The organism is Arthrobacter sp. SAFR-044 (assembly GCF_059414985.1).
The window spans coordinates 414,847-433,994 of record NZ_JBPFDN010000003.1 but is presented as its reverse complement, the minus strand read 5'-3'; the positions used below and the strand labels follow the sequence as shown (position 1 = coordinate 433,994).

Below are 19,148 nucleotides of genomic sequence, written 5' to 3'. Positions count from 1 at the left end.
GGCGCGTGCCGCCGTCGGACGCGTGCTTTTCCTACTTCCGCAGGAAGCCGAGCAGTGCCTCGTTGACTTCCGCGGCGTGCGTCCACAGCAGGCCGTGCGGTGCACCCTCGATCTCCACGTACTCGGCGCTGGGCAGGGCCTTGGCGAAGAGGCGGCCGGTGGAGTCGATGGGCAGGATGTTGTCGGCGGTGCCGTGCACGATCAGGGCCGGGACATCGATCTTGGGGATGTCCTGGCGGAAGTCCGTGAGCCAGGTGGGCTGGGCGGCAACAGAAGCCGTGGCACCGGCGCCGGAGGCCAGGTTCCAGCCGGCGTTCATGACTTCCTGGCTGAGGCGCGGGGTGCCAAGGAACGTGTTTGAGTTGTAGAAGTTCTTGAAGAACCCGGTGAAGAAGGCGTAGCGGTCCGCGGTGACTGCTTCCATGAGGCCGTCGAACACCTCCTGCGGGACGCCGTCCGGGTTGTCGTCGGTCTTGAGCAGGTAGGGCTCAAGGGATCCGAGGAACGCGGCGCGGGCCACCCGGGCGGAGCCGTAGGTGCCAAGGTAGCGGCCCACTTCCCCGGTGCCCATGGAGAAGCCCACCAGCACCACGTCGTTCAGGTCCAGGGTGGTCAGCAGGGTGTTGAGGTCCGCCGCGAAGGTGTCGTAGTCGTAGCCCTCGGTGGGCTTGCTGGACTTGCCGAAGCCGCGGCGGTCGTAGGTAATCACGCGGTAACCGGCATCCAGGAGGGCCGCGGTCTGCTTCTCCCAGGATGACCCGTCCAAGGGGTAGCCGTGGATCAGCACCACGGGCTGGCCCGAGCCGTGATCCTCGTAGTAGAGCTCGATATCAGTGCTGTTCTCAGTACCTACGGTGATGAAGGCCATCGGGGTAAATTCCTTTCGAGACTGACCAGGCGGCAGGCAGAGCGCCGTGCCCGTGCACCTCCCACTCTAGGGTGCGCGGCCGTACCCCAGCAGTCTGCCAGCAACGACGGATTCAACGTGCACGGACCCTGAAGCTATGACACTATATGCGCATGAATGCAGATAAGAACACTTGCTCGCTGGGAACGGACAGCCAGTACGTGGAGTTGGCCGTGGAGGTGTTCGCCATGCTGGCTGACGCCACCAGGGTCCGGATTATTTTGGCGCTCCGGGACGGCGAGATGGCGGTGGGCGCCCTGGCGGACGTTGTGGGCAAGTCACCCGCCGCCGTGTCCCAGCACCTGGCGAAAATGCGCCTGGCCCGGATGGTGTCCACGCGGCAGGACGGGACGCGTGTGCTCTACCGGCTGGAAAACGAGCATGCACGGCAGCTGGTGGCGGATGCGATCTTCCAGGCCGAACACGCCCTTGGCGGAGAGCCGGCACACCACCGCATCACCAACCATTCTGCGCAAAGGAGTGCCTCATGAGCGGGCCGCACCAGGAGTCAACGCATACCCACAGCCACGCCCATGCGGAGGGGCACGGCGGGCACGACCACGGTCATGAGCACCCCACCGAGCATGACCACGACCACGGGCACCACCACGACCACGACCACGGGCACGGTCATGACCACGGCCACCATCACCATTCCGGGTTCAAGGGCTGGCTGACCGAGCTGTTCGTCCCGCACACGCACGATGCCGCAGATTCCATTGACGACGCCATGGAGGCCAGCACCGAGGGCATCAGGGCGCTGAAGATCAGCATGTTCGTCCTGCTGGCCACCACCGTGCTGCAGTTCCTGGTGGTCCTGTTCAGCAGCTCGGTGGCACTGCTGGCGGACACCATCCACAACTTTTCCGACGCCCTGACCGCGGTCCCCCTGTGGGTTGCCTTCATCCTGGGACGCAGGGCCGCCAACCGCCGGTACACCTACGGCTACGGCAGGGCGGAGGACCTGGCAGGCCTGTTCATCGTGGCCGTGGTGGCCCTTTCCGCCGTCGTTGCCGGCTGGCAGTCAGTGGACCGGCTGATCCATCCCCAGCCGCTGCAGAACCTGGGCTGGGTCATGGCAGCGGGCCTGATCGGCTTCGCAGGAAATGAAGCCGTGGCGATTTACCGCATCCGGGTGGGCCGCAGGATCGGTTCCGCGGCGCTGGTGGCTGACGGCGTGCACGCCCGGACCGACGGCTTCACCTCGTTGGCTGTGGTGATCGGCGCCGTCGGCGTCATGCTCGGGTTTCCGCTGGCGGACCCCATTGTCGGCTTGGTCATCTCCGCAGCCATCATGGTGCTGCTCTGGGGCACTGTGCGGAGCATCGGCCGGCGGCTCATGGACGGCATCGAACCAGACTTGGTCGCTCGCGCACAGGTGGCGCTGGAGGAGACGCCGGGCGTCCTCGCGGTAGGAAACCTGCAGCTGCGGTGGTCCGGCCACCGGCTCCAGGGATCGGCACGGATCGAACTCGCTGACACGGAGTTGTCGCAGGCGGAAGAGATCCTTGACCGCGCCGGGCACAGGCTTCGGCACGCACTGCCCAAGCTTGACCACATGCTCTTGGCTCCCGCCACCCGGCGGTAGCAGGCACCAAACGCAGAAGTGGCCCTGCCAGCCGGCGGGCCACTTCTGTGTTGATGGATTTCCGGCTCCTAGCCCGTGGCGGCCTTGCCGGGCAGGGCCAGCTTGAAGACCTTGGCCCAGGACGAACCAACCTGCTTCAGCAGCGGCCCGGTGGTGTACTTCAGGCCGTAGCGCTGGCAGATCTCGCGGACCCTGGGCGCCACCTCTGCGTACCGGTTGGAGGGCAGGTCCGGGAAGAGGTGGTGCTCAATCTGGTGGGAGAGGTTGCCGGTCATCAGGTGCATGAACTTGGAGCCTGAGATGTTGGCGGACCCGATCATCTGGCGCACGTACCAGTCGCCGCGGGTTTCGCCGTCCACCATTTCCTCCGTGAAGGTGTCCGTTCCTTCGGGGAAATGGCCGCAGAAGATGACCGCGTGGGCCCAGACGTTGCGGATGGCGTTGGCTGCGATGGTGCCGAACAGGGCCTGCTTGGCGGAGCCCGTCAGCATGGCCAGCGCGGGCGTGGCGGCATAGTCCTTGGTGAACTGCGTGATGACCTTCTTGCCCAGGGCCTTGAGGTCCTTGAGCAGGGCTTCCTTGGACTTGGTGCCTTCCTTGTACTCGGTCAGTTCGAGGTCGTAGATGGCAATGCCCCACTCGAAGACGGGCGCCAGGATTGCGTTGAACAGCGGATTGGCCAGGTTGATGGGCTTCCACGGCTGCTGCTCATCCATGCGCAGGAGGTTGTATCCGACGTCGTTGTCCTTGCCCACCACGTTGGTCCAGCGGTGGTGCAGGTCATTGTGGGTGTGCTGCCACGACCGCGATGGCGTGACGAAGTCCCATTCCCAGGTGGTGGAGTGGATGTCCGGGTCCCGCATCCAGTCCCACTGGCCGTGCAGGATGTTGTGTCCCAGTTCCATGTTTTCGAGGATCTTGGCCAGGCTCAGCAGCGTGGTGCCCGTGACCCAGGCGGCCTTGTTCTTGCTGACCAGCAGCGCAGCACGGCCGGAAAGTTCCAGGCCGCGCTGGATCTTGATCATGCGGCGGATGTAGGCGGCGTCTTCCGCGCCGCGTTTGCCCAGGATCTCGTCCCGGATGGCGTCGAGTTCGCGGCCCAGCTCAGCCACCTGTTCGTCGGTGAGGTGGGCGGCGGCCGGTGGCCGGACGCTGGGGCTGCCCGATTCGGCCAGCTTTCCGGGGCGCGTCCTGGAGGTGCCGGCGTTGGCGCCTGCTGCGGCGGTGGTTTTCGTGGGTGAGATGACAGTCATGCGGTACTGCTCCTCAGAGTTCGAGGTTGACGGGTCCGGCGGCTGCCGAAACACACGTTTGGATCAATTGGCCGGGTTCGCCGTGGATTTCCCCGGTGCGGAGGTCCCGGACCTGCCCTGCCAGCAGAGGCGTAAGGCAGCTGTGGCAGATTCCCATGCGGCAGCCGCTGGGCATCAGCACCCCGGCGTCCTCGCCGATGTCCAGGATGGGGGTGTCGCCGTCGGCCTCCACCTCGCGGTCGGAGGCTTCGAAGGTGACCAGGCCGCCGTCGTGCCCCACCCCGGCGTTGAACGTAGTGTTAAAGCGTTCAATCATCAGGTTGCCGGCGTCTCCGGCCACGGCGACATCGGTTCCGGGCGCGCGGGTGGTCAGGGCCGCGCGCTTCCACAATGCCTCGGCGTCGTCCAGGAAGCTGTCCGGACCGCAGGCGTAGGCTGCCCGTTCCTTCCAGTCGGGGCAGATGGTGTCCAGCTCCTTGGTGCTGGAGAAGTCCATACGGCCTTGCTCGCCGGTGTACCAGTGCGCCAGCCGGAAGTTGGGGAACTGGTCCGCCAGCTCCGCGAGCTCCTCGCGGAACAGGCTGTCGCCGGGGGTGCGGGCCGAGTGGACCAGCACGACGTCGGCATCGGGACGCCGCGGCACAAGGGTACGGATCATGGACATCACCGGAGTGATGCCGCTGCCGGCGGTGACCATGAGGAGGGGGCGTGGATGCTCCGGAAGCACGAAGTCCCCCTGCGGCGGGGCCAGGAACAGGACATCGCCGGGCTTGGTGGTGCGCACCAGGGTGCCGGAGACGGCACCGACGTCAGTGACGGTGATGGCCGGGTCTTTGCCGGCGGGGGCGCTGAGCGAGTATGAGCGCCAGTGGCGTACCCCGTCGAGTTCGACGCCGATGCGGGCCCACTGCCCTGCAAGGTGCGCCTTCCAGCCGCGGCCGGGACGGAAGAAGATGGTTGCCGACTGGGCAGTCTCCTGGACCACGCGGGTGACAACGCCGCGCAGCTGACGGGCCGAGTAGACAGGGTTGAACAGAGCCAGGACGTCCTCAGGCGTCAAAGGCGTGGTGAGGACCGAGGCCGCTTGGGCCAGCTGCCGTAGCCGGATCATACGGTTAAGCCTAGGGCGGCGCGAGCCATATTTCTCTCTCTCCGTCATATGACCGTTCCGCAGTCACACACTTGCTTGATAGGGCGCGAAGTCCCCACGCCGCACTTTAAGAGTAACGGTTCGGTCTCACAAAAGGTTCCCAGCGTCCTATCGGCTCCATCCCAGGGGCGGGGCCACGAATTGCGCGACGTTGCCCAGGAGCTTGGCGTTGAAGTCCACGCCCAGCTGGTTGGGAACGGTGAGCAGCAGGGTATCCGCGGCCTGCACCGCAGTGTCGGCGGCGAGCTGCTCGGCCAGGAGGTCCGGCGGGCCCACGTAGCTCTTGCCGAAACGTGAGGTCAGTCCGTCGATGACGCCTACCTGGTCGCGGCCGTCGCGGAGGGCACTTCCCGCGAAGTAGTAGTTGTCCTCCTCGTCCACGATGGGAAGCACGCTGCGGCTGACAGAGACCCTTGGCTGATGGGGGTGGCCGGCCGCCGCCCATGCGTCCCTGAACAGCTGGATTTGTTCGGCCTGGAGTTCATGGAACGGCACGCCGGTGTCCTCGGTGAGCAGCGTGGAGCTCATCAGGTTCATGCCAAGTTCTGCAGCCCATACCGCAGTCTTCCTGCTGCCGGCGCCCCACCAGATCCGTTCTGCCAGTCCCGGGGACTGCGGCTGGACGGGGAGGAGGCCGGTGGCAGCCCCGGCGTACCGCGGGTCTGCCTGGGCCATTCCGGCGCCGGTAATGGCCTTGCGGAAGACGGCGGTGTGGCGGCGGGCCATGTCAGCGTCGGTCTCGCCCGGTTGCGGGCGGTAGCCAAATTCCGACGCCCCCTCCCTGGCCGGTTCGGGTGAGCCGCGGCTGATCCCCAGCTGCAGCCTGCCGCCGCTGATCAGGTCAGTCGCTGCAGCCTCCTCTGCCATGTACAGCGGGTTCTCGTAGCGCATGTCGATGACGCCGGTGCCGATTTCGATGCGGCTGGTGCGGGCGGCAATGGCTGACAGGAGGGGGAAGGGCGATGCCTGCTGCCGGGCGAAGTGATGGACGCGGAAGAACGCACCGTCCACTCCGAGCTCTTCGGCGGCAACCGCCAGTTCGATGCCCTGGAGCAGGGCGTCCGCCGCTGTCCTGGTGCGGGAACCCTGGCCAGGGCCCCAGTGGCCGAATGAAAGGAATCCGATGCGCTCCATACCTCCCCCAACTGTCCAGCCAGCAGCTGCATTCCCGGCTGGGATGATGGCTGCGTGGGTATTCCGGATGAAACTGTCGCTGTCGCCAAGACCATCGTGCTCTTCGTGCTGGCCGCTGCCGCCGAAATCGGGGGTGCGTGGCTGGTGTGGCAGGCCGTCCGCGAGGGCAGGGACTGGTGGTGGGCCGGACTCGGCGTGATCGCCCTGGGTGCTTACGGCTTCGTGGCCACGCTCCAACCCGACGCGCATTTCGGCCGGATCCTTGCCGCCTACGGCGGAGTGTTCGTAGCCGGCTCCCTGGCGTGGGGCATGGCCTTTGACGGCTTCCGCCCGGACCGCTGGGACATCGCCGGGTCCCTGGTCTGCCTGCTGGGCGTGGCCGTGATCATGTTTGCACCCCGCAGCGGAGGATAAAGCAGCGGGAGGGTGGCTAAAATCTAGCCACGACGAAAGGCGGGACCTGTGGAGCGGGTGGACTACTGCGTTATTGGCGGCGGGATCGTGGGCCTGGCAACGGCCTATCAGTTGCTGCAGAAGCAGCCGGGAGCCTCCCTGGTTCTGCTCGAGGCCGCGGATTCCCTGGCTTCACACCAGACCGGACACAACAGCGGCGTCATCCACTCGGGGATCTACTACGCCCCCGACAGCCTCAAGGCGCGGTTCAGCAAGGCCGGCGCACAACAGACCAAGGAGTTCTGCCGGGAGCACGGCATCAGGTACGCCGAGCCGGGGAAGCTGCTGGTGGCCACCTCGGCCGTGGAGCTGGACCGGCTGGGCCGCCTTGAGGAACGCGCGGCCGTCCATGGGCTGGACTGCGAGCGCATCGATCAGACCGAACTCAACCGGCGCGAGCCCAACGTTTCAGGCCTGGGCGCGTTGTTCATTCCCAGCACCGGAATCGTGGACTACCGGGAGGTGGCGCGGAAGCTGGCCGATCTCATATCCGCTGCGGGCGGACGGGTCATCACCGGAGCCAAAGTGGGCTCGATCGTGGAGCATTCGGACGGCGTGGACGTTGGCACGGACCATGCCCTGTACTCCTGCCGCCGCCTGGTGGCCTGTGCGGGCCTGCAGTCGGACCGCTTGGCGGAACTTGCCGGAATGAAAATCGACGTCCAGATCATCCCCTTCCGTGGGGAGTATTTCGAGCTGCCGGACACCAAGTCGGATTACGTCACCCACCTCATCTACCCCGTACCGGACCCCGAGCTGCCTTTCCTGGGGGTGCATCTCACGCCCACCATCTACGGCCGCATCACCGTGGGGCCCAATGCCGTGCTGGGCCTTGCCCGGGAGGGCTACCCCAAGTTCTCCGTGGACCTCAAGGACGTGGGCCGCTATGTGCGCTTTCCCGGCCTGTGGCACGTGGCAAGGTCCAATGCTGCCACCGCGGTGCGTGAAGTCCGGAACTCGCTGTTCAAGGGAAGCTACCTGCAGGAATGCCGCAAATACGCCCCCGGCCTGGTCAAAGCAGACCTGCTGCCGTACGAGGCAGGCATCCGGGCACAGGCTGTCCGCCGGGATGGAACGCTGCTCCATGATTTCCTGCTCGCGGAGACGGACAGGATGATCCATGTCCTGAATGCCCCCTCCCCCGCCGCAACTGCAGCCCTTCCCATCGGCGAACACCTGGCCGCCAAAGCCGCGCTCCGCCACGCTTCCTGACGGTCAGGCCGGCAACCGGCCGCGGCTAAACTGGCCCGGTGACCAACAGTGAGCAGCCGCACAAGCCGATGGTGCCGCCGTCGCGCGGAAGAATGGCCGAACGGCTGCTGCCCGGCGGGGAGGAACCGGACCCGCGCTTCACGCTGGCGAACGAACGCACCTTCCTTGCCTGGATCCGGACCTCGCTTGCGCTGCTGGCGGGTGGCATTGCCATCGAGGCGTTCACCTCCGGCCTTTTCATTGAACCTGTCCGGAAAGGCCTGGCCGTCCTGTTGCTTCTGCTGGGCATGATGCTCAGCGGTGGTGCCGCGGTACGGTGGCTCCGGGTGGAGCGCAGCATGCGCAACAAGGGCCCGCTGCCGCTGCCGCTCTTTGTGCCCCTGTTGGCCGGGGCAGGCGCGCTGGCTGCCGCCGTCGTCCTGGTCTTCATCCTCTGGCGCTGATCCGGTGGCATCCCGCGCCCCCAAGCCCCACGGCGATCCCGGCCTCCAGCCCGAGCGGACTGCCCTCGCATGGGGCCGGACCATGCTGGCGCTGGTGACAGCGAGCGCGTTCTTCCTCCGCTGGCTCCCTACCTACGGGCCGCCCATCCTGGTCCTGCCGGTGGTTTCCGGCGGGGCCGCGCTTGCCATCTACCTCACCCAGCGCCGCCGCTACCAGGCCAGGTCGCACGGCCTGGCAGGCGAAAGCATCGAAGCCGACCTTCCCGCCGTGCTCTGGACCGCGTTTGCTGGAGTCGCCCTGGGGTGCCTGGGCATTGTGGTGGTCTTGGTCAGCTGAACTGTTTTGGCGAGCTAGAACATGGGCAGGACGAAGCCGGCCAGCAGTGCCACCGCGCCGATCGCCGTCAGGCAGCGGCCCAGGACCGAGGCCGTCCTCCCGGCCTCCTCCGGCGTGGTGGTTTGCCACTGTGTTGGGCGTTTGGGGTGGTAGTAGATGGGCAGGGTGTCTCCCGGCGCCATGTCCTTGATGTCGTAGGGGGACATCGGGGCGTTGTGGACCTGGTGCTTCCGGTCGAACCAGCGGAAGCCCACGCCGGTGGAATCTGAATAGACCACGGCCTCGGCCACGTCCCAGGGATGCACGAAGCGGCGGAGGAATCCGGTGTAGAAGAGCAGTCCCAGCCCGGCGGGCAGGCAGAGCCAGGTGAGCACTTCCAGGATGGGACCTGCCATATCGAGCGCAGTGGGCATGAAGTTGATGGTACCGCCCAAGGGCTGGCCCCTTCAGCACCGACTACGTACGCTGAAGGAGACCGGACCGGAGTAAGGGGAAACCATGAATGATCAGGATATTTTGACGCACATCCAGGCCCTTGTGGAGGAGGAGCACTCGCTGCGCGAGGGTCCCGGGGACGGGCAGGCGCCGGACCAGGCACGGCTCAAGTTCGTGGAGGAAAGCCTGGACCAGTGCTGGGACCTGCTGCGCCAGCGGCGGGCCAAGAAGGATTCAGGCGAAAACCCGAACGACGCCGAGGCCCGGCCCATCAGCGAAGTGGAGGGCTACAGGCAGTAATGCGTATTGCAGTAGCGCAGATCATCAGCAGTGCCGACACCGCCGCCAACCTGGAGCTCATCTGGGAATATGCCGCCCAGGCCAAGAACGCCGGTGCGCAGCTGGTGGTCTTTCCCGAGGCGACCATGCGCGCCTTTGGCCATTCCCTGAAGGACATTGCCGAGCCCGTCGAGGGCCCGTGGGCCAGCGAGGTGCGCAGGATCGCCACGGAGCTGGACATAACGGTCGTGGCCGGCATGTTCACTCCGGGCAAGGATGGCCGGGTCCGCAACACGCTGCTGGTCACCGGGCCCGGGGTGGAGGCGTCCTACGACAAGGTCCACCTTTTTGACGCCTTCGGCTTCACGGAGTCCAGGACAGTGGACGCCGGGGAAGCACCGGTGACGTTCGAGCTGGACGGCACCGTGTTCGGCCTGGCTACCTGCTACGACGTCCGCTTTCCGGGCCTGTTCACCGCCAACGCCAACGCAGGTGCCCAGGTGAACATCGTGTGCGCATCGTGGGGCGCGGGTGAAGGCAAGGCAGAGCAGTGGGACCTGCTGGTGCGCGCCCGGGCGCTGGACAGCACCACGTTTGTGGTCGCCTGCGGACAGGGTGATCCCGAAACGGTGGGCGCCGGGCCGGCGGGCACAGCGCCAACCGGCATCGGCCACAGCGCCGTGGTCACCCCCCTGGGCAAGGCCGTGGTGGCGCTTGGCGGAAAGCCGGAACTCGCCGTCGTGGACATTGATCCCTCAACGGTGGACGACGTTCGGGCCAAGCTGCCGGTCCTCGCCAACGCCCGCAGGTTCTGACCGGGTGAGGTGCCGTTCATAGCTTCGAAACAGACGGCACAAAAGCGTACGACGGCGGACCTCACCTGCCGCGGGGCCCGTACGGCCCGCGGTGGCGCGGAACGCCGGGGCCCAAGGCTGCTGTGCGCGGCACCAGGGGGAGCCGCTGTTTACATGCCCGAAACATAGGCGATACGTGAACTTCACGCGGGAGCGATTTGTGTAACGTGGCGGCAACTTTAAGCGGCATTGGCTGAAACACACGACGCCAAAAATGGAACCCGGGGGAAATGCCACGGGGCCAAACGGGCCCTGCACCACATTCACGTTGCGAAGGGACCCACCGGTGGAAATCACTGCCCAACACGTCTGGCTGATGATTTCGGCCGCCATGGTACTGCTGATGACCCCCGGGCTTGGCCTCTTTTACGGCGGCATGACCCGTGCCAAGGCCGCCCTCAACATGATCATGATGAGCTTCATCTCGGCAGGGATTGTTGGCGTGGTCTGGGTCCTGTGGGGCTACTCCATGACCACCGGCACCGGCGTCCTGGGCCTCTTCGGCAATCCTTTCACCAACTTCGGGCTGCAGAACCTGATGGGTTCACCGGACCTTCTCAAGGCAGGGTTCAGCGCGACGTTTGCCATCATCACCGTCGCGCTGATCAGTGGCGCTATCGCCGACCGTGCCAAGTTCGGCGCCTGGGCCCTGTTCGTGCCCGTGTGGATCACGGTAATCTACTGCCCGCTCGCCTACATGATTTGGGGTGGCGGGCTGATGAGCGCAGGCGGCGCCGTCACGGAAATCTTCGGCCAGGTCATCGACTTCGCCGGCGGTGCTGTTGTGGAAATCAGCTCGGGTACGGCTGCCCTGGTGCTGGCCGTCATCGTTGGCCAGCGCCACGGGTTCGCGAAGGACCCCAACCACCGCCCCCACAACCTGCCCTTCATCATGCTCGGTGCGGCGATCCTGTGGTTTGGCTGGTTTGGCTTCAACGGCGGGGCCGCCACCAGCGTTGAACAGGCCGGCCTCATCTGGATCAATACCCTGGTGGCCCCCGCGGCCGCCATGCTCAGCTGGCTGGTCACGGAGAAGGTCCGCCACGGACACCCCACGTCCCTGGGCGCTGCCTCCGGCGTGGTTGCCGGCCTGGTGGCCATCACCCCTTCGTGCGCCAACATCAGCCCGGTGGCCGCTATCGGTCTGGGCCTGGTGGCCGGCGCGGCCTGCTGCGTCTTCGTGGACCTCAAGTACCGCTTTGGCCTGGATGACTCCCTGGACGTGGTGGGCGTCCACCTGGGCGCCGGCCTCATCGGCACCCTGTCCCTGGGCTTCATCGCCCTTCCCGTGAACGGACAGGGCGGCGGGCTCTTCTACGGCGGCGGCGTCCAGCAGCTCATTGCCCAGACGGCCGCCGTCGTCATCACCCTGCTGCTGTCCGGTGTTGGAACCGCCGTCATTGCCCGGATCATCAACAAGACGGTGGGCTTCCGGGTCAGCCACGAGGCCGAGACCGCCGGCGTGGACCTGTCCGAGCACGCCGAGACCGCCTACGCGTTCGGTGAGATGGGCTCCGGTTTCAGCAGCCTGGGCCAGATGCTGGCACACCACACAACCGCCTCCGTCCCTGCCGCTGCCCGCACTGAACAGCACGCCAAGGAAGACTCATTCGCGTAGTTTCCCGGCCACGTAGGTTCCGGTTGGACGGTGCCGGACAGCAAGGCCCGTCCAACCGGTGTCCACGCCGACACTAGTCCGCAAGGATCTTGTAAAGAGCGCGGCGGGTTTCATCCATCTTCTCGACGGCGGCGGCGCGCTGCTCCTCACTGACGCCTGCGCGGAACTGATGGATGGCGCCCATGAGTTTGGCAATGCTTTGGTGGAAGTCCCGGTCCGCACTGTCCGGTTCCGCGTTCCAGGCGTTCTCCATCTCCTCCGCGTGCTCCGCCACATAGGCCCGGCCCGCCTCCGTCAGGGCAAACTCAGTCCCGCGGCCTTCGCTGAGCGCCTCGATCAAGCCTTCGTCAACCAACTGCTGCAGGGTGGGATAGATGGATCCGGGGCTGGGGCGCCATGTTCCGCCGGTCTTTGCCGCGATGGTCTTGATCAATCCGTAACCGTTGGACGGCGCCTCTCCCAGGAGCGAGAGGATGGCTGCGCGGACGTCACCGCGGCTGGCCCGCCGGCCGCCCCTGCCAAACCCTGGGCCGAAACCAGGACCAAAACCCGGGCCAAAGCCTGGCCCGAAACCGGGTCCGAAGCCAGGACCAAAGCCAGGCCCCCTGTGCCCGTGCGGCCCCCTGCGTCCCCTTCCCCTTTCAAAACGTCCTTTTCCGAACTCTGGGCCGGGATGTTTGTCGTCGAATATGCCTTTCATGGTGGCATCGTCCTTTCCATATCAGGATAATCGCTGCTTCTTCAGCGATAGTTAACGATATGTCGCTATCTATCGCTTCGTCAACGGTTCGGCGTGACCAAATCCTGACCTTTCCGGATCTGGTTCACCCCTTGGCAGGGGCGTATTCTGGTCCCACCTTCGAGGACGAGGGCTGAGCGATGGGGAAGAAGCGGAAGCGCAAAAGCGGCTTCAGCGCGGCCTTGGGAAGGATCCTGGGGTTCCTGGCGGCAAGTATCATGTGTGGCATCCTGGCGGCCAGCCTGGTGGTCCCGGCCGTAGCGGCTGCAGGAATGGGGGTGAGTTCCTCCATTGGTTACTTCGAGAAACTGCCGGGCGACCTCACGGTCCAGCCGCCGTCGCAATCCACGAAAGTGCTCACCTCCGACGGACAGCAGATCGCCACCTTTTACGCCGAGAACCGCGTGAGGGTGCCCCTGGACCAGATGTCACCCTTCATCAAAGACGCCATTATTGCCATTGAGGACAGCAGGTTTTACGAGCACGCGGGCGTTGACCCCCAAGGGATCCTGCGGGCGGTTGTGTCCAACCTGACCAGGGGCGGGGAACAGGGGGCGTCCACCATCACCCAGCAATACGTCACGAACGTCCTGAACGAAGCCGAGCTCTCGCAGGACCGGCCGGATGAGGTGGTGCTGAACGGCCAGAAGACGATTGGTGACAAGCTGCGGGAGATGAAGCTGGCCATCAGCCTGGAGAAGAAGTACTCCAAGGACCAGATCCTTGAGGGCTACCTCAACATTGTGTTCTTCAGCAACAACGCCTACGGCATTGAATCCGCGGCACGCTACTTCTTCAGCACCAGCGCCAAGGACCTCACCCTTCCGCAGGCAGCCCTGCTGGCAGGCGTGGTCAACAGCCCCACCCTCTACAATCCCGCGACGAATCCGGACAAGTCGATCGTGCGCCGGAACCAGGTCCTGTCCGAGATGCTGCGGCTGAAAAAGATCACCCAAGCCCAGCATGATGAGGCGGTGGCCACCCCGATCCAGCTGAAAATCACGCCGCAGCAGCAGGGCTGTGCCAATGCCGCCATGGCTCCGTACTTCTGCGACTACATCTCCCATCTGATCCTGAACAATCCGGCCTACGGGCCTACCGAGGCTGAACGCGAGCGGAGGCTTTACCGCGGCGGCCTCACCATCACCACCACCCTGGACAGCAGGCTTCAGGCGGCTGCCCAGGCCCAGGTGGATGGAACTGCCGGCGCGAACCCGGACCGGTGGGCGGCCTCGCTGCTGAGCATCCAGCCCGGCAGCGGCAAGATCCTGGCCATGGCCCAAAACACGGTGTTCCTCCCGCAACCCGGCAAGTTCGATACCAACCTGAACTTCAACGTTGATGCCAAGGATGCCCAGGGCAACGACCTGAACGGCGCCGGCGGGTTCCAGCCCGGGTCCACCATGAAACCCTTTACTTTTGCGGAGTGGCTGAACGAGGGCAAGTCGCTAACCACCGAAGTGGACGCCTCCCGCCGGGTCTATCCGCTGGGGTTCCCGTGGAAGGACAGCTGCGGGAAGGTGCTGGGCGCGTACAGCACCGCGCAGGCAAACCCTGCCCTTGGTGCTGCCGATGACCTGCAGAACGCGGAGGACGGCTTCTACCGGCCGATGCCGGTGAACTACGGCCTGTACAACTCCATCAACACCGCCACCTTCGCCTCGGCAGCCCAGCTCGACTTTTGTGGCATCCAGAAAATGGTGGACGCCGTGGGCCTGCACAGCGGCCTGGACAGCGCCCCGGTCAACATGCACCAACTGGGCAACCTCCTGGGCGGCACCGGCGTGGCACCCCTCACCCTGGCAAATGCCTTTGCCACCTTTGCCACGGACGGCCGCTACTGTGCGCCGATCGCATTGGCTGAGATTACCGATGCGGCGGGGGCAAAGCTGCCTGCCCAGGCCCCCGACTGCCACGACGCCGTCAAACCCGATGTTGCCCGCGGCGTCAATTCCGTACTCCAGGACGTCCTCAAGAAGGGTTCCGGCGTCTGGATCAACCCGAAGGTGCAGGACAAAGTTCCTACCGCTGCCAAGACCGGCACCTCGAACAACAACGGGTCCACCTGGGTGGTGGGCTACACCACCGGGCTGGTTACGGCGTCCTTCTTCGGTGACGCACTGGAAGGCCAAAAGCGGGCAGGACAGAACGTGACCATCAACGGCACTTTCTACCCCCGCCTTGACGGGTACATGATTGCCGGGCCGCAGTGGGCCAACTACATGCTCAAGGTGGCTCCGCTCTATCCCGCGGGTCCGTTCGCGCCGCCGCCCGCTTCAATGATTGGGCCCAACCCCAACTACAGGCCGTAGGCCGGGGGTACTACAACGCCGTGTGCGAGCTGTTCGAAACGGCCGGCCCTTCCGCTAGTTAGCGCCCTTCCACAACCGCTTCCACCAGGAGCGTTCCGGCTCGGGTTCCACAGGAACCTCCACCACACGGGCGGCCCGGCGGCTGCGCCAGCGCTCCACTTCCTCCTCCACGTCACGGGTCTTGGTGACCACGGGCGGGCCGCCCTGCAGTTGGCGGCGCGCGTCGATCACCCGCCGGTTGAAATCCTGCAGGATGTCCCGCACCTGCTGCTCCGTGTACTGGCCGTCCAGCCTGGCGTCGAGTTCCGCGTCCTCACTGCGGAGCAGGATGGCCGCCGGACCCAGGCCGCTGATGTTCTCCCGCTGGATCAGCCCCTTCACCCACCAGTCGGGATCGTTGGATTCGCCCAGGCCGGGAATCGGTTTGCCCGCGTACTTCAGGTTGTCGAACTTGCCCTGCGCCATGGCGTCGCGGACCAGGTATTCGGCGCGGGCGGCGTCACTGACTTTCCTGCGCTTTTCCCGTTCCTGCGCGTCAAGGGCGTCAAGCGCGGCTTCCTCTTCGGCGCTGATGCCGGCACCACGGTAAGACCGGACCTCTGCCGCGCGCTCCAGGCGCTTGCGGAAATCCCCTGCCCCGCCGCTCATCGCTGCCACCGCCTTCCCTCACTGTCCCAACTTCCAGTATTCAGCGGGAGGCTTGCACGTTCAACGCCCAAGGTGGGCAGACGACGGCGGCACGTCCCGCCGTCGTCCGCCCACCTGGCGCCGTGGCAAAGTCGGTGGTTGTTGCGCTGTCAGGCGTTGGCGTGCTCGGCAAGGATGCTGTCGATCTGGCCGACTGCTTCCTTCAGTCCTTCCTCCATGCCCATCTGCATCATCTGCTCCAGCTGTTCCTCGGACTCGAAGATCGACAGCATCGTCATCCGGGTCCGCTCCCCCAGCGGTTCCAGGGTCACCGTGGCGTGGCTGATGCCGAACTCCCCGGTGGGGTTGCCGTCGCTGTCCGCGAAACCGTCGTTGAACTGGAGCTCCCGCGGGGGCTCGATGGAGGTAAATTCCCACCAGCCGTGGGCCTTGTCCCCTTCAGGGCCGGTCATGTAGTAGCTGGCCTTGCCACCCGGAACGAAGTCGTGCCTGTAGAAAGTGGCAGGGTAGGTGGGCGGTCCCCACCAGCGCTCCAGCTGGCGCGGGTCTTCGAAGAGCTCCCAGACGCGTTCCACGCCGGCGTCGAACTCGGCGACGAGGGTGAGGCTCAGGGCCTCGGGGTTCTTAGCCGTACTGATGACTGTCATGGCAATGCCTTCCTAACCTTCAGCGAGAATATCGGCCATCCGGGCGGCACGCTGCCGCCAGATCTGTTCGTAGTCATCGAGCAGCCGCCGGGCTTTCTGCAGTCCTTCGTGATTGCCCCGCACGATCTGCTCCCTTCCGCGCTTTTCCTTGGTGACCAGGGATGCGCGCTCCAACACCGCCACATGCTTTTGGACGGCGGCAAAACTCATGGCGTAAAGGGCTGCCAGACCGGAGACCGAGTACTCGCCCACAGTGACCCGGCGGACTATGTCCCGCCGGGTGGAGTCGGCGAACGCCTGGAAGAGGCGGTCGATTTCGGTCGCGCTTAGCTGTTCTACAACCATTTGGTTGTACGTTAGCCCTGCGGGGCGTACAGGTCAAGGGTTTCTTCCACACAATCGGCTTCAAGACCCGAGCCGGTATCTTGAACTTCATGAGCATCTTCCTTGCCGGGGCCGGCCCGGACGCGGCGGGTTTTCCGGAAGTCTTTGACCGGTTTGAGGAGATGGTCCGGCAGCATGCCACGCCAGGCCGGACTGCCCGCATCGCCGTGGCCGTGCATCATCGGGAAGGAAGCCTGCAGGATGTCATGGAGGCCTGCTCGGGCCCCCTCCGGGCCAGGCTTGATTGTGCGATCCTGCCGGTCACGCTGGCAGCAGGCACCCGGGCAGATCCCGCTGCGTTCGGAGGTGTGGACGGCGTGGTGGTGGGGGGCGGCTTGACGCCGGCGTATTGGGAGGGCCTCCGCCCGGCAGCCGAAGCCATTTTGCGCCTGGCCTCGGCCGGCATGCCGTATCTGGGGTTCTCCGCCGGAGCCATGGTGGCCCCAGGCCACGCCCTGATCGGTGGGTACCGGATCAGCGGGGTGGAAGTGTGCGGGGAGGAGTGCTCCGAAGGCCTGGATGCAGTGGACATCCGTGAGGGCCTGGGGCTGGTTCCGTTCGCGGTGGATGTCCACGCCGCCCAGGCGGGGACATTGAGCCGCGCGGTGGGCGCTGTGGCCGTAGGCCTGGTGGAATGGGCGGTCGCCATCGATGAGAACACGGCGGTGGTGCTGGAATCAGTTGGCGCCACGGACTACAAGGTCATCGGCAGCGGTAGCTGCTGGGACATCCGCCGGTCAGGCGGCAACGCCAGTGTGTCCGTTCGGACCGCTGGCTGACCCGATCGGAACCGGCTGGTGGTTTCGGCCTATGCGTCGAAGTGGGTCTGGATGTTGCTTCCGGACAGCTGTTCGATCAGTTCCTTGGCCACGTCCCGCAACTTCCGGTTTCGGTTGCTGGAGACCTTGGTGAGGATTTCCATCGCTTCTTCCTGCGAACAGCGGTTCTGCGCCATGATGACGCCGCAGGCGAGGTTGATGGCGGTCCTGCTCTCCAGGGCAGCCTCCAGGTCATTGGCCCGGTTCTGCGCAGTGTGGATGCGGACTGAAAGGTGCAGCGTGTTGTGGGCAGCGGCGGCGAAGCCCGCCGCTTTGTCATAAACGTCTGGTGTGAACACACCCGGCTTGGTGGCAAAGAAGTTCAAGGCAGCACTGGCATCGGCACCGATCTCCAGAGGGACACCCAGGGTGCTCTGTACCCCCCGTCGCGCCAATTCCTGGCTGTACATGGTCCACCGGGTATCCCGCGCGACGTCGTCAATCAGCACAGGCGCCATCTCACGCAAGGCACGGATGCAAGGACCATCCCCCAATGCCTGCTCAATGAGGTCCAGTTCCACGGCCCTGGCACTGCTGCCGGCCGCAGTTGCCGGGCGCCGCCTGAGCTTGAGGGTAACCGCGCACTCAATTGCGTCACTGGCGACTTCGGATACTGCCGCTGCCGCCATCCCCGAGAGTCCGGAAAGGAATTCCACGGCGTTCTCGGCACCTACCAGGACCTCCTGGAGGTGCTGGACGGTCACATTGTCGGCAGGATTCAACATGGGGTTCATCTTACGGGGGCCGGACCTCGCGCGGCAGCGGAGCGGGCATTTAAGGGGGCTTATGCTGAAAGGATGGCGCAGCAGCTTCCCCTTGACGAACTCAGTACAGTCATTGCGCGCATCCAGGGCCTGCTGCTGACCGAGGAAAAGGTCACCAGCGCCGTGCAGTTCCTGGCCCTCGCCGCCAAGGAATCCGTGGCGGGAACCATCGGCGCGGGAGTGTCGCTGCTGGATGCCAGGGGCCGGCGTACCAGCAGCGGCTACACGGACAGGACCGTGGAACTGGCGGACGCAGCACAGTACCAGCACGGCGAGGGCCCCTGCCTGACGGCCTGGGCCACGGAGTCGCCGGTACTGGTGGAGGATCTCCCGGGAGATGGGCGGTGGCCGGCGTGGGAGGAAGCTGTCCACCACCTGCCCATCCGCTCAGTGGTCAGCGTCCCCCTGCTGGCAGGCAAGGAATCCATTGGGGCACTGAAACTGTATGCCGCAACCGCCGGTGCCTACGGTCCGTCCAGCCCGGGCCTTGTCCAACTCTTCGCAGCCCCCGCCGCCACACTGATCTCTCACATCCAGGCCAGTGAAGCTCCACACAGGATGACGGAAGCCCTGCAGGCGTCCCTCTACAGCCGGGACCTGGTCAACCGCGCATGCGGAGTCCTCATGGAACGGCTCGGACTTACCCACCAGGACGCTCTTCAGCGACTGATGCGGACGGCACGTGAAACCGGCAGCCCGCTGCAGGACGTCAGTGCCTCGATTCTGGCCGGGATGCCGGCTCTCGGGGATTAGGAACGGCTCTGTGGGCTTCGATCCGAACGAGCCGGAACAACGGCGGAGGCTCCGTGCGGCAATGAAATCAGCCGACATTTCCATTTCCGCATTGTGGCTGAAGTATTTCAGCCTGTCCGGCGACGCCGGCGAATACGAAGTGGAGGCCTACCTTCAAGGCCTTCTCTCGTTGCCGGCAATCCAGCGCGACTTGCTGGCTCTGGCTGCGAATGAATTGATAGACGACTTGCCCCGCCCCCACGCTCCGTACTCCGATGACCTCACGGGCCAGTCACAGGATGGCTCCAACACGAGCCAGCCAGACACAGGCCAGCCAGACGATGAGGACGGCAGGCCCTGCCCGGAGGCGGAACGCGACGGCGAGGGCGGCGGCGAGCAAGGGACGATGACGTCGGGCCCGTAGGCCGCCGGGGCTGGCGA

General features: G+C 65.5%; 23 protein-coding genes. 13 read left to right on the top strand and 10 right to left on the bottom strand.

Translation table 11 applies throughout. The features are described 5' to 3' along the window. Positions 1-31 precede the first annotated feature (31 nt). The gene (locus ACR65J_RS07120) at positions 32-868 is read right to left on the bottom strand and encodes an alpha/beta fold hydrolase (RefSeq protein ID WP_440167343.1); all 837 of its coding nucleotides are present in this window, start codon (positions 866-868) and stop codon (positions 32-34) included. Between the two features lie 152 nt (positions 869-1,020). Between ACR65J_RS07120 and ACR65J_RS07115 the strand changes: the two genes are divergently transcribed. Both ACR65J_RS07115 and ACR65J_RS07110 read left to right on the top strand, forming a co-directional pair. Further along, the gene (locus ACR65J_RS07115) at positions 1,021-1,398 is read left to right on the top strand and encodes an ArsR/SmtB family transcription factor (protein ID WP_440167342.1); all 378 of its coding nucleotides are present in this window, start codon (positions 1,021-1,023) and stop codon (positions 1,396-1,398) included. Next, positions 1,395-2,495 carry a cation diffusion facilitator family transporter gene (locus ACR65J_RS07110; protein WP_440167340.1) on the top strand — a complete coding sequence of 367 codons (1,101 nt, stop codon included), beginning with the start codon at positions 1,395-1,397 and terminating at the stop codon, positions 2,493-2,495. Before ACR65J_RS07115 ends, ACR65J_RS07110 begins: the two co-directional genes overlap by 4 nt. Before the next feature lie 68 nt (positions 2,496-2,563). On the opposite strand, the gene ACR65J_RS07105 is transcribed toward ACR65J_RS07110, so the two are convergent. The 3 genes from ACR65J_RS07105 to ACR65J_RS07095 form a co-directional block, all read right to left on the bottom strand. Next, on the bottom strand, positions 2,564-3,748 hold the full coding sequence (locus ACR65J_RS07105) for a fatty acid desaturase family protein (RefSeq protein ID WP_440167338.1): 1,185 nt from the start codon (positions 3,746-3,748) through the stop codon (positions 2,564-2,566). A gap of 13 nt (positions 3,749-3,761) precedes the next feature. Further along, positions 3,762-4,859, bottom strand: coding sequence for a ferredoxin reductase (locus tag ACR65J_RS07100; protein ID WP_440167336.1), 1,098 nt, complete (start codon positions 4,857-4,859; stop codon positions 3,762-3,764). 147 nt (positions 4,860-5,006) lie between these two features. Beyond that, entirely contained in the window at positions 5,007-6,032 is a 1,026-nt protein-coding gene (locus ACR65J_RS07095; protein WP_440167334.1) for an LLM class flavin-dependent oxidoreductase, read from the bottom strand. A gap of 54 nt (positions 6,033-6,086) precedes the next feature. Between ACR65J_RS07095 and ACR65J_RS07090 the strand changes: the two genes are divergently transcribed. The 4 genes from ACR65J_RS07090 (at position 6,087) to ACR65J_RS07075 (ending at position 8,477) form a co-directional block, all read left to right on the top strand. Continuing rightward, entirely contained in the window at positions 6,087-6,446 is a 360-nt protein-coding gene (locus ACR65J_RS07090; protein ID WP_440167332.1) for a YnfA family protein, read from the top strand. Between the two features lie 48 nt (positions 6,447-6,494). Beyond that, complete coding sequence (lhgO, locus tag ACR65J_RS07085) at positions 6,495-7,697, top strand: L-2-hydroxyglutarate dehydrogenase (protein WP_440167330.1); 1,203 nt, start codon at positions 6,495-6,497, stop codon at positions 7,695-7,697. Positions 7,698-7,765: 68 nt separating this feature from the next. Continuing rightward, the gene (locus tag ACR65J_RS07080) at positions 7,766-8,140 is read left to right on the top strand and encodes a YidH family protein (protein ID WP_440167425.1); all 375 of its coding nucleotides are present in this window, start codon (positions 7,766-7,768) and stop codon (positions 8,138-8,140) included. A gap of 4 nt (positions 8,141-8,144) precedes the next feature. Further along, positions 8,145-8,477: a DUF202 domain-containing protein gene (locus ACR65J_RS07075; protein ID WP_440167328.1), complete on the top strand. Its 333-nt coding sequence runs from the start codon at positions 8,145-8,147 to the stop codon at positions 8,475-8,477. Positions 8,478-8,491: 14 nt separating this feature from the next. On the opposite strand, the gene ACR65J_RS07070 is transcribed toward ACR65J_RS07075, so the two are convergent. Next, complete coding sequence (locus ACR65J_RS07070; protein ID WP_440167423.1) at positions 8,492-8,890, bottom strand: hypothetical protein; 399 nt, start codon at positions 8,888-8,890, stop codon at positions 8,492-8,494. An 85-nt stretch (positions 8,891-8,975) separates the two neighbouring features. Between ACR65J_RS07070 and ACR65J_RS07065 the strand changes: the two genes are divergently transcribed. From ACR65J_RS07065 to ACR65J_RS07055, 3 genes are all read left to right on the top strand, one after another. Then, entirely contained in the window at positions 8,976-9,212 is a 237-nt protein-coding gene (locus ACR65J_RS07065; RefSeq protein ID WP_440167326.1) for a DUF2630 family protein, read from the top strand. Next, positions 9,212-10,006 carry a carbon-nitrogen hydrolase family protein gene (locus ACR65J_RS07060; RefSeq protein WP_440167324.1) on the top strand — a complete coding sequence of 265 codons (795 nt, stop codon included), beginning with the start codon at positions 9,212-9,214 and terminating at the stop codon, positions 10,004-10,006. Before ACR65J_RS07065 ends, ACR65J_RS07060 begins: the two co-directional genes overlap by 1 nt. A gap of 325 nt (positions 10,007-10,331) precedes the next feature. Next, entirely contained in the window at positions 10,332-11,663 is a 1,332-nt protein-coding gene (locus ACR65J_RS07055; protein ID WP_440167323.1) for an ammonium transporter, read from the top strand. A gap of 73 nt (positions 11,664-11,736) precedes the next feature. Here the strand turns inward: ACR65J_RS07055 and ACR65J_RS07050 are convergent, their stop codons facing one another. Then, on the bottom strand, positions 11,737-12,363 hold the full coding sequence (locus tag ACR65J_RS07050) for a PadR family transcriptional regulator (RefSeq protein ID WP_440167322.1): 627 nt from the start codon (positions 12,361-12,363) through the stop codon (positions 11,737-11,739). Between the two features lie 179 nt (positions 12,364-12,542). Between ACR65J_RS07050 and ACR65J_RS07045 the strand changes: the two genes are divergently transcribed. Next, a complete protein-coding gene (locus ACR65J_RS07045) occupies positions 12,543-14,714 on the top strand; it encodes a transglycosylase domain-containing protein (protein WP_440167320.1) in 2,172 nt (723 codons plus the stop codon). 54 nt (positions 14,715-14,768) lie between these two features. Here the strand turns inward: ACR65J_RS07045 and ACR65J_RS07040 are convergent, their stop codons facing one another. The 3 genes from ACR65J_RS07040 to ACR65J_RS07030 form a co-directional block, all read right to left on the bottom strand. Beyond that, complete coding sequence (locus ACR65J_RS07040) at positions 14,769-15,362, bottom strand: DnaJ family domain-containing protein (protein WP_440167421.1); 594 nt, start codon at positions 15,360-15,362, stop codon at positions 14,769-14,771. Between the two features lie 149 nt (positions 15,363-15,511). Next, the gene (locus ACR65J_RS07035; RefSeq protein WP_440167318.1) at positions 15,512-16,009 is read right to left on the bottom strand and encodes an SRPBCC family protein; all 498 of its coding nucleotides are present in this window, start codon (positions 16,007-16,009) and stop codon (positions 15,512-15,514) included. 12 nt (positions 16,010-16,021) lie between these two features. Then, positions 16,022-16,354 carry an ArsR/SmtB family transcription factor gene (locus ACR65J_RS07030; RefSeq protein ID WP_440167316.1) on the bottom strand — a complete coding sequence of 111 codons (333 nt, stop codon included), beginning with the start codon at positions 16,352-16,354 and terminating at the stop codon, positions 16,022-16,024. Positions 16,355-16,443: 89 nt separating this feature from the next. Between ACR65J_RS07030 and ACR65J_RS07025 the strand changes: the two genes are divergently transcribed. After that, the gene (locus tag ACR65J_RS07025; RefSeq protein ID WP_440167315.1) at positions 16,444-17,172 is read left to right on the top strand and encodes a Type 1 glutamine amidotransferase-like domain-containing protein; all 729 of its coding nucleotides are present in this window, start codon (positions 16,444-16,446) and stop codon (positions 17,170-17,172) included. A 29-nt stretch (positions 17,173-17,201) separates the two neighbouring features. Here ACR65J_RS07025 and ACR65J_RS07020 read toward each other — a convergent pair whose 3' ends face one another. Next, positions 17,202-17,936, bottom strand: coding sequence for a GAF and ANTAR domain-containing protein (locus ACR65J_RS07020; protein ID WP_440167314.1), 735 nt, complete (start codon positions 17,934-17,936; stop codon positions 17,202-17,204). A 72-nt stretch (positions 17,937-18,008) separates the two neighbouring features. Between ACR65J_RS07020 and ACR65J_RS07015 the strand changes: the two genes are divergently transcribed. Together ACR65J_RS07015 and ACR65J_RS07010 are read left to right on the top strand one after the other, a co-directional pair. Beyond that, entirely contained in the window at positions 18,009-18,728 is a 720-nt protein-coding gene (locus ACR65J_RS07015; RefSeq protein WP_440167312.1) for a GAF and ANTAR domain-containing protein, read from the top strand. Between the two features lie 10 nt (positions 18,729-18,738). Beyond that, complete coding sequence (locus tag ACR65J_RS07010) at positions 18,739-19,131, top strand: hypothetical protein (RefSeq protein ID WP_440167311.1); 393 nt, start codon at positions 18,739-18,741, stop codon at positions 19,129-19,131. Positions 19,132-19,148: the final 17 nt, after the last annotated feature.

Excerpts from the sequence above, each read along its gene's own strand:
- ACR65J_RS07120 (WP_440167343.1), bottom strand. The coding sequence starts at position 868 with ATGGCCTTCATCACCGTAGGTACTGAGAACAGCACTGATATCGAGCTC.
- ACR65J_RS07115 (WP_440167342.1), top strand. The coding sequence starts at position 1,021 with ATGAATGCAGATAAGAACACTTGCTCGCTGGGAACGGACAGCCAGTAC.
- ACR65J_RS07110 (WP_440167340.1), top strand. The coding sequence starts at position 1,395 with ATGAGCGGGCCGCACCAGGAGTCAACGCATACCCACAGCCACGCCCAT.
- ACR65J_RS07105 (WP_440167338.1), bottom strand. The coding sequence starts at position 3,748 with ATGACTGTCATCTCACCCACGAAAACCACCGCCGCAGCAGGCGCCAAC.
- ACR65J_RS07100 (WP_440167336.1), bottom strand. The coding sequence starts at position 4,859 with ATGATCCGGCTACGGCAGCTGGCCCAAGCGGCCTCGGTCCTCACCACG.
- ACR65J_RS07095 (WP_440167334.1), bottom strand. The coding sequence starts at position 6,032 with ATGGAGCGCATCGGATTCCTTTCATTCGGCCACTGGGGCCCTGGCCAG.
- ACR65J_RS07080 (WP_440167425.1), top strand. The coding sequence starts at position 7,766 with ATGGTGCCGCCGTCGCGCGGAAGAATGGCCGAACGGCTGCTGCCCGGC.
- ACR65J_RS07070 (WP_440167423.1), bottom strand. The coding sequence starts at position 8,890 with ATGCCCACTGCGCTCGATATGGCAGGTCCCATCCTGGAAGTGCTCACC.
- ACR65J_RS07065 (WP_440167326.1), top strand. The coding sequence starts at position 8,976 with ATGAATGATCAGGATATTTTGACGCACATCCAGGCCCTTGTGGAGGAG.
- ACR65J_RS07060 (WP_440167324.1), top strand. The coding sequence starts at position 9,212 with ATGCGTATTGCAGTAGCGCAGATCATCAGCAGTGCCGACACCGCCGCC.
- ACR65J_RS07050 (WP_440167322.1), bottom strand. The coding sequence starts at position 12,363 with ATGAAAGGCATATTCGACGACAAACATCCCGGCCCAGAGTTCGGAAAA.
- ACR65J_RS07045 (WP_440167320.1), top strand. The coding sequence starts at position 12,543 with ATGGGGAAGAAGCGGAAGCGCAAAAGCGGCTTCAGCGCGGCCTTGGGA.
- ACR65J_RS07040 (WP_440167421.1), bottom strand. The coding sequence starts at position 15,362 with ATGAGCGGCGGGGCAGGGGATTTCCGCAAGCGCCTGGAGCGCGCGGCA.
- ACR65J_RS07035 (WP_440167318.1), bottom strand. The coding sequence starts at position 16,009 with ATGACAGTCATCAGTACGGCTAAGAACCCCGAGGCCCTGAGCCTCACC.
- ACR65J_RS07030 (WP_440167316.1), bottom strand. The coding sequence starts at position 16,354 with ATGGTTGTAGAACAGCTAAGCGCGACCGAAATCGACCGCCTCTTCCAG.
- ACR65J_RS07025 (WP_440167315.1), top strand. The coding sequence starts at position 16,444 with ATGAGCATCTTCCTTGCCGGGGCCGGCCCGGACGCGGCGGGTTTTCCG.
- ACR65J_RS07020 (WP_440167314.1), bottom strand. The coding sequence starts at position 17,936 with ATGTTGAATCCTGCCGACAATGTGACCGTCCAGCACCTCCAGGAGGTC.
- ACR65J_RS07015 (WP_440167312.1), top strand. The coding sequence starts at position 18,009 with ATGGCGCAGCAGCTTCCCCTTGACGAACTCAGTACAGTCATTGCGCGC.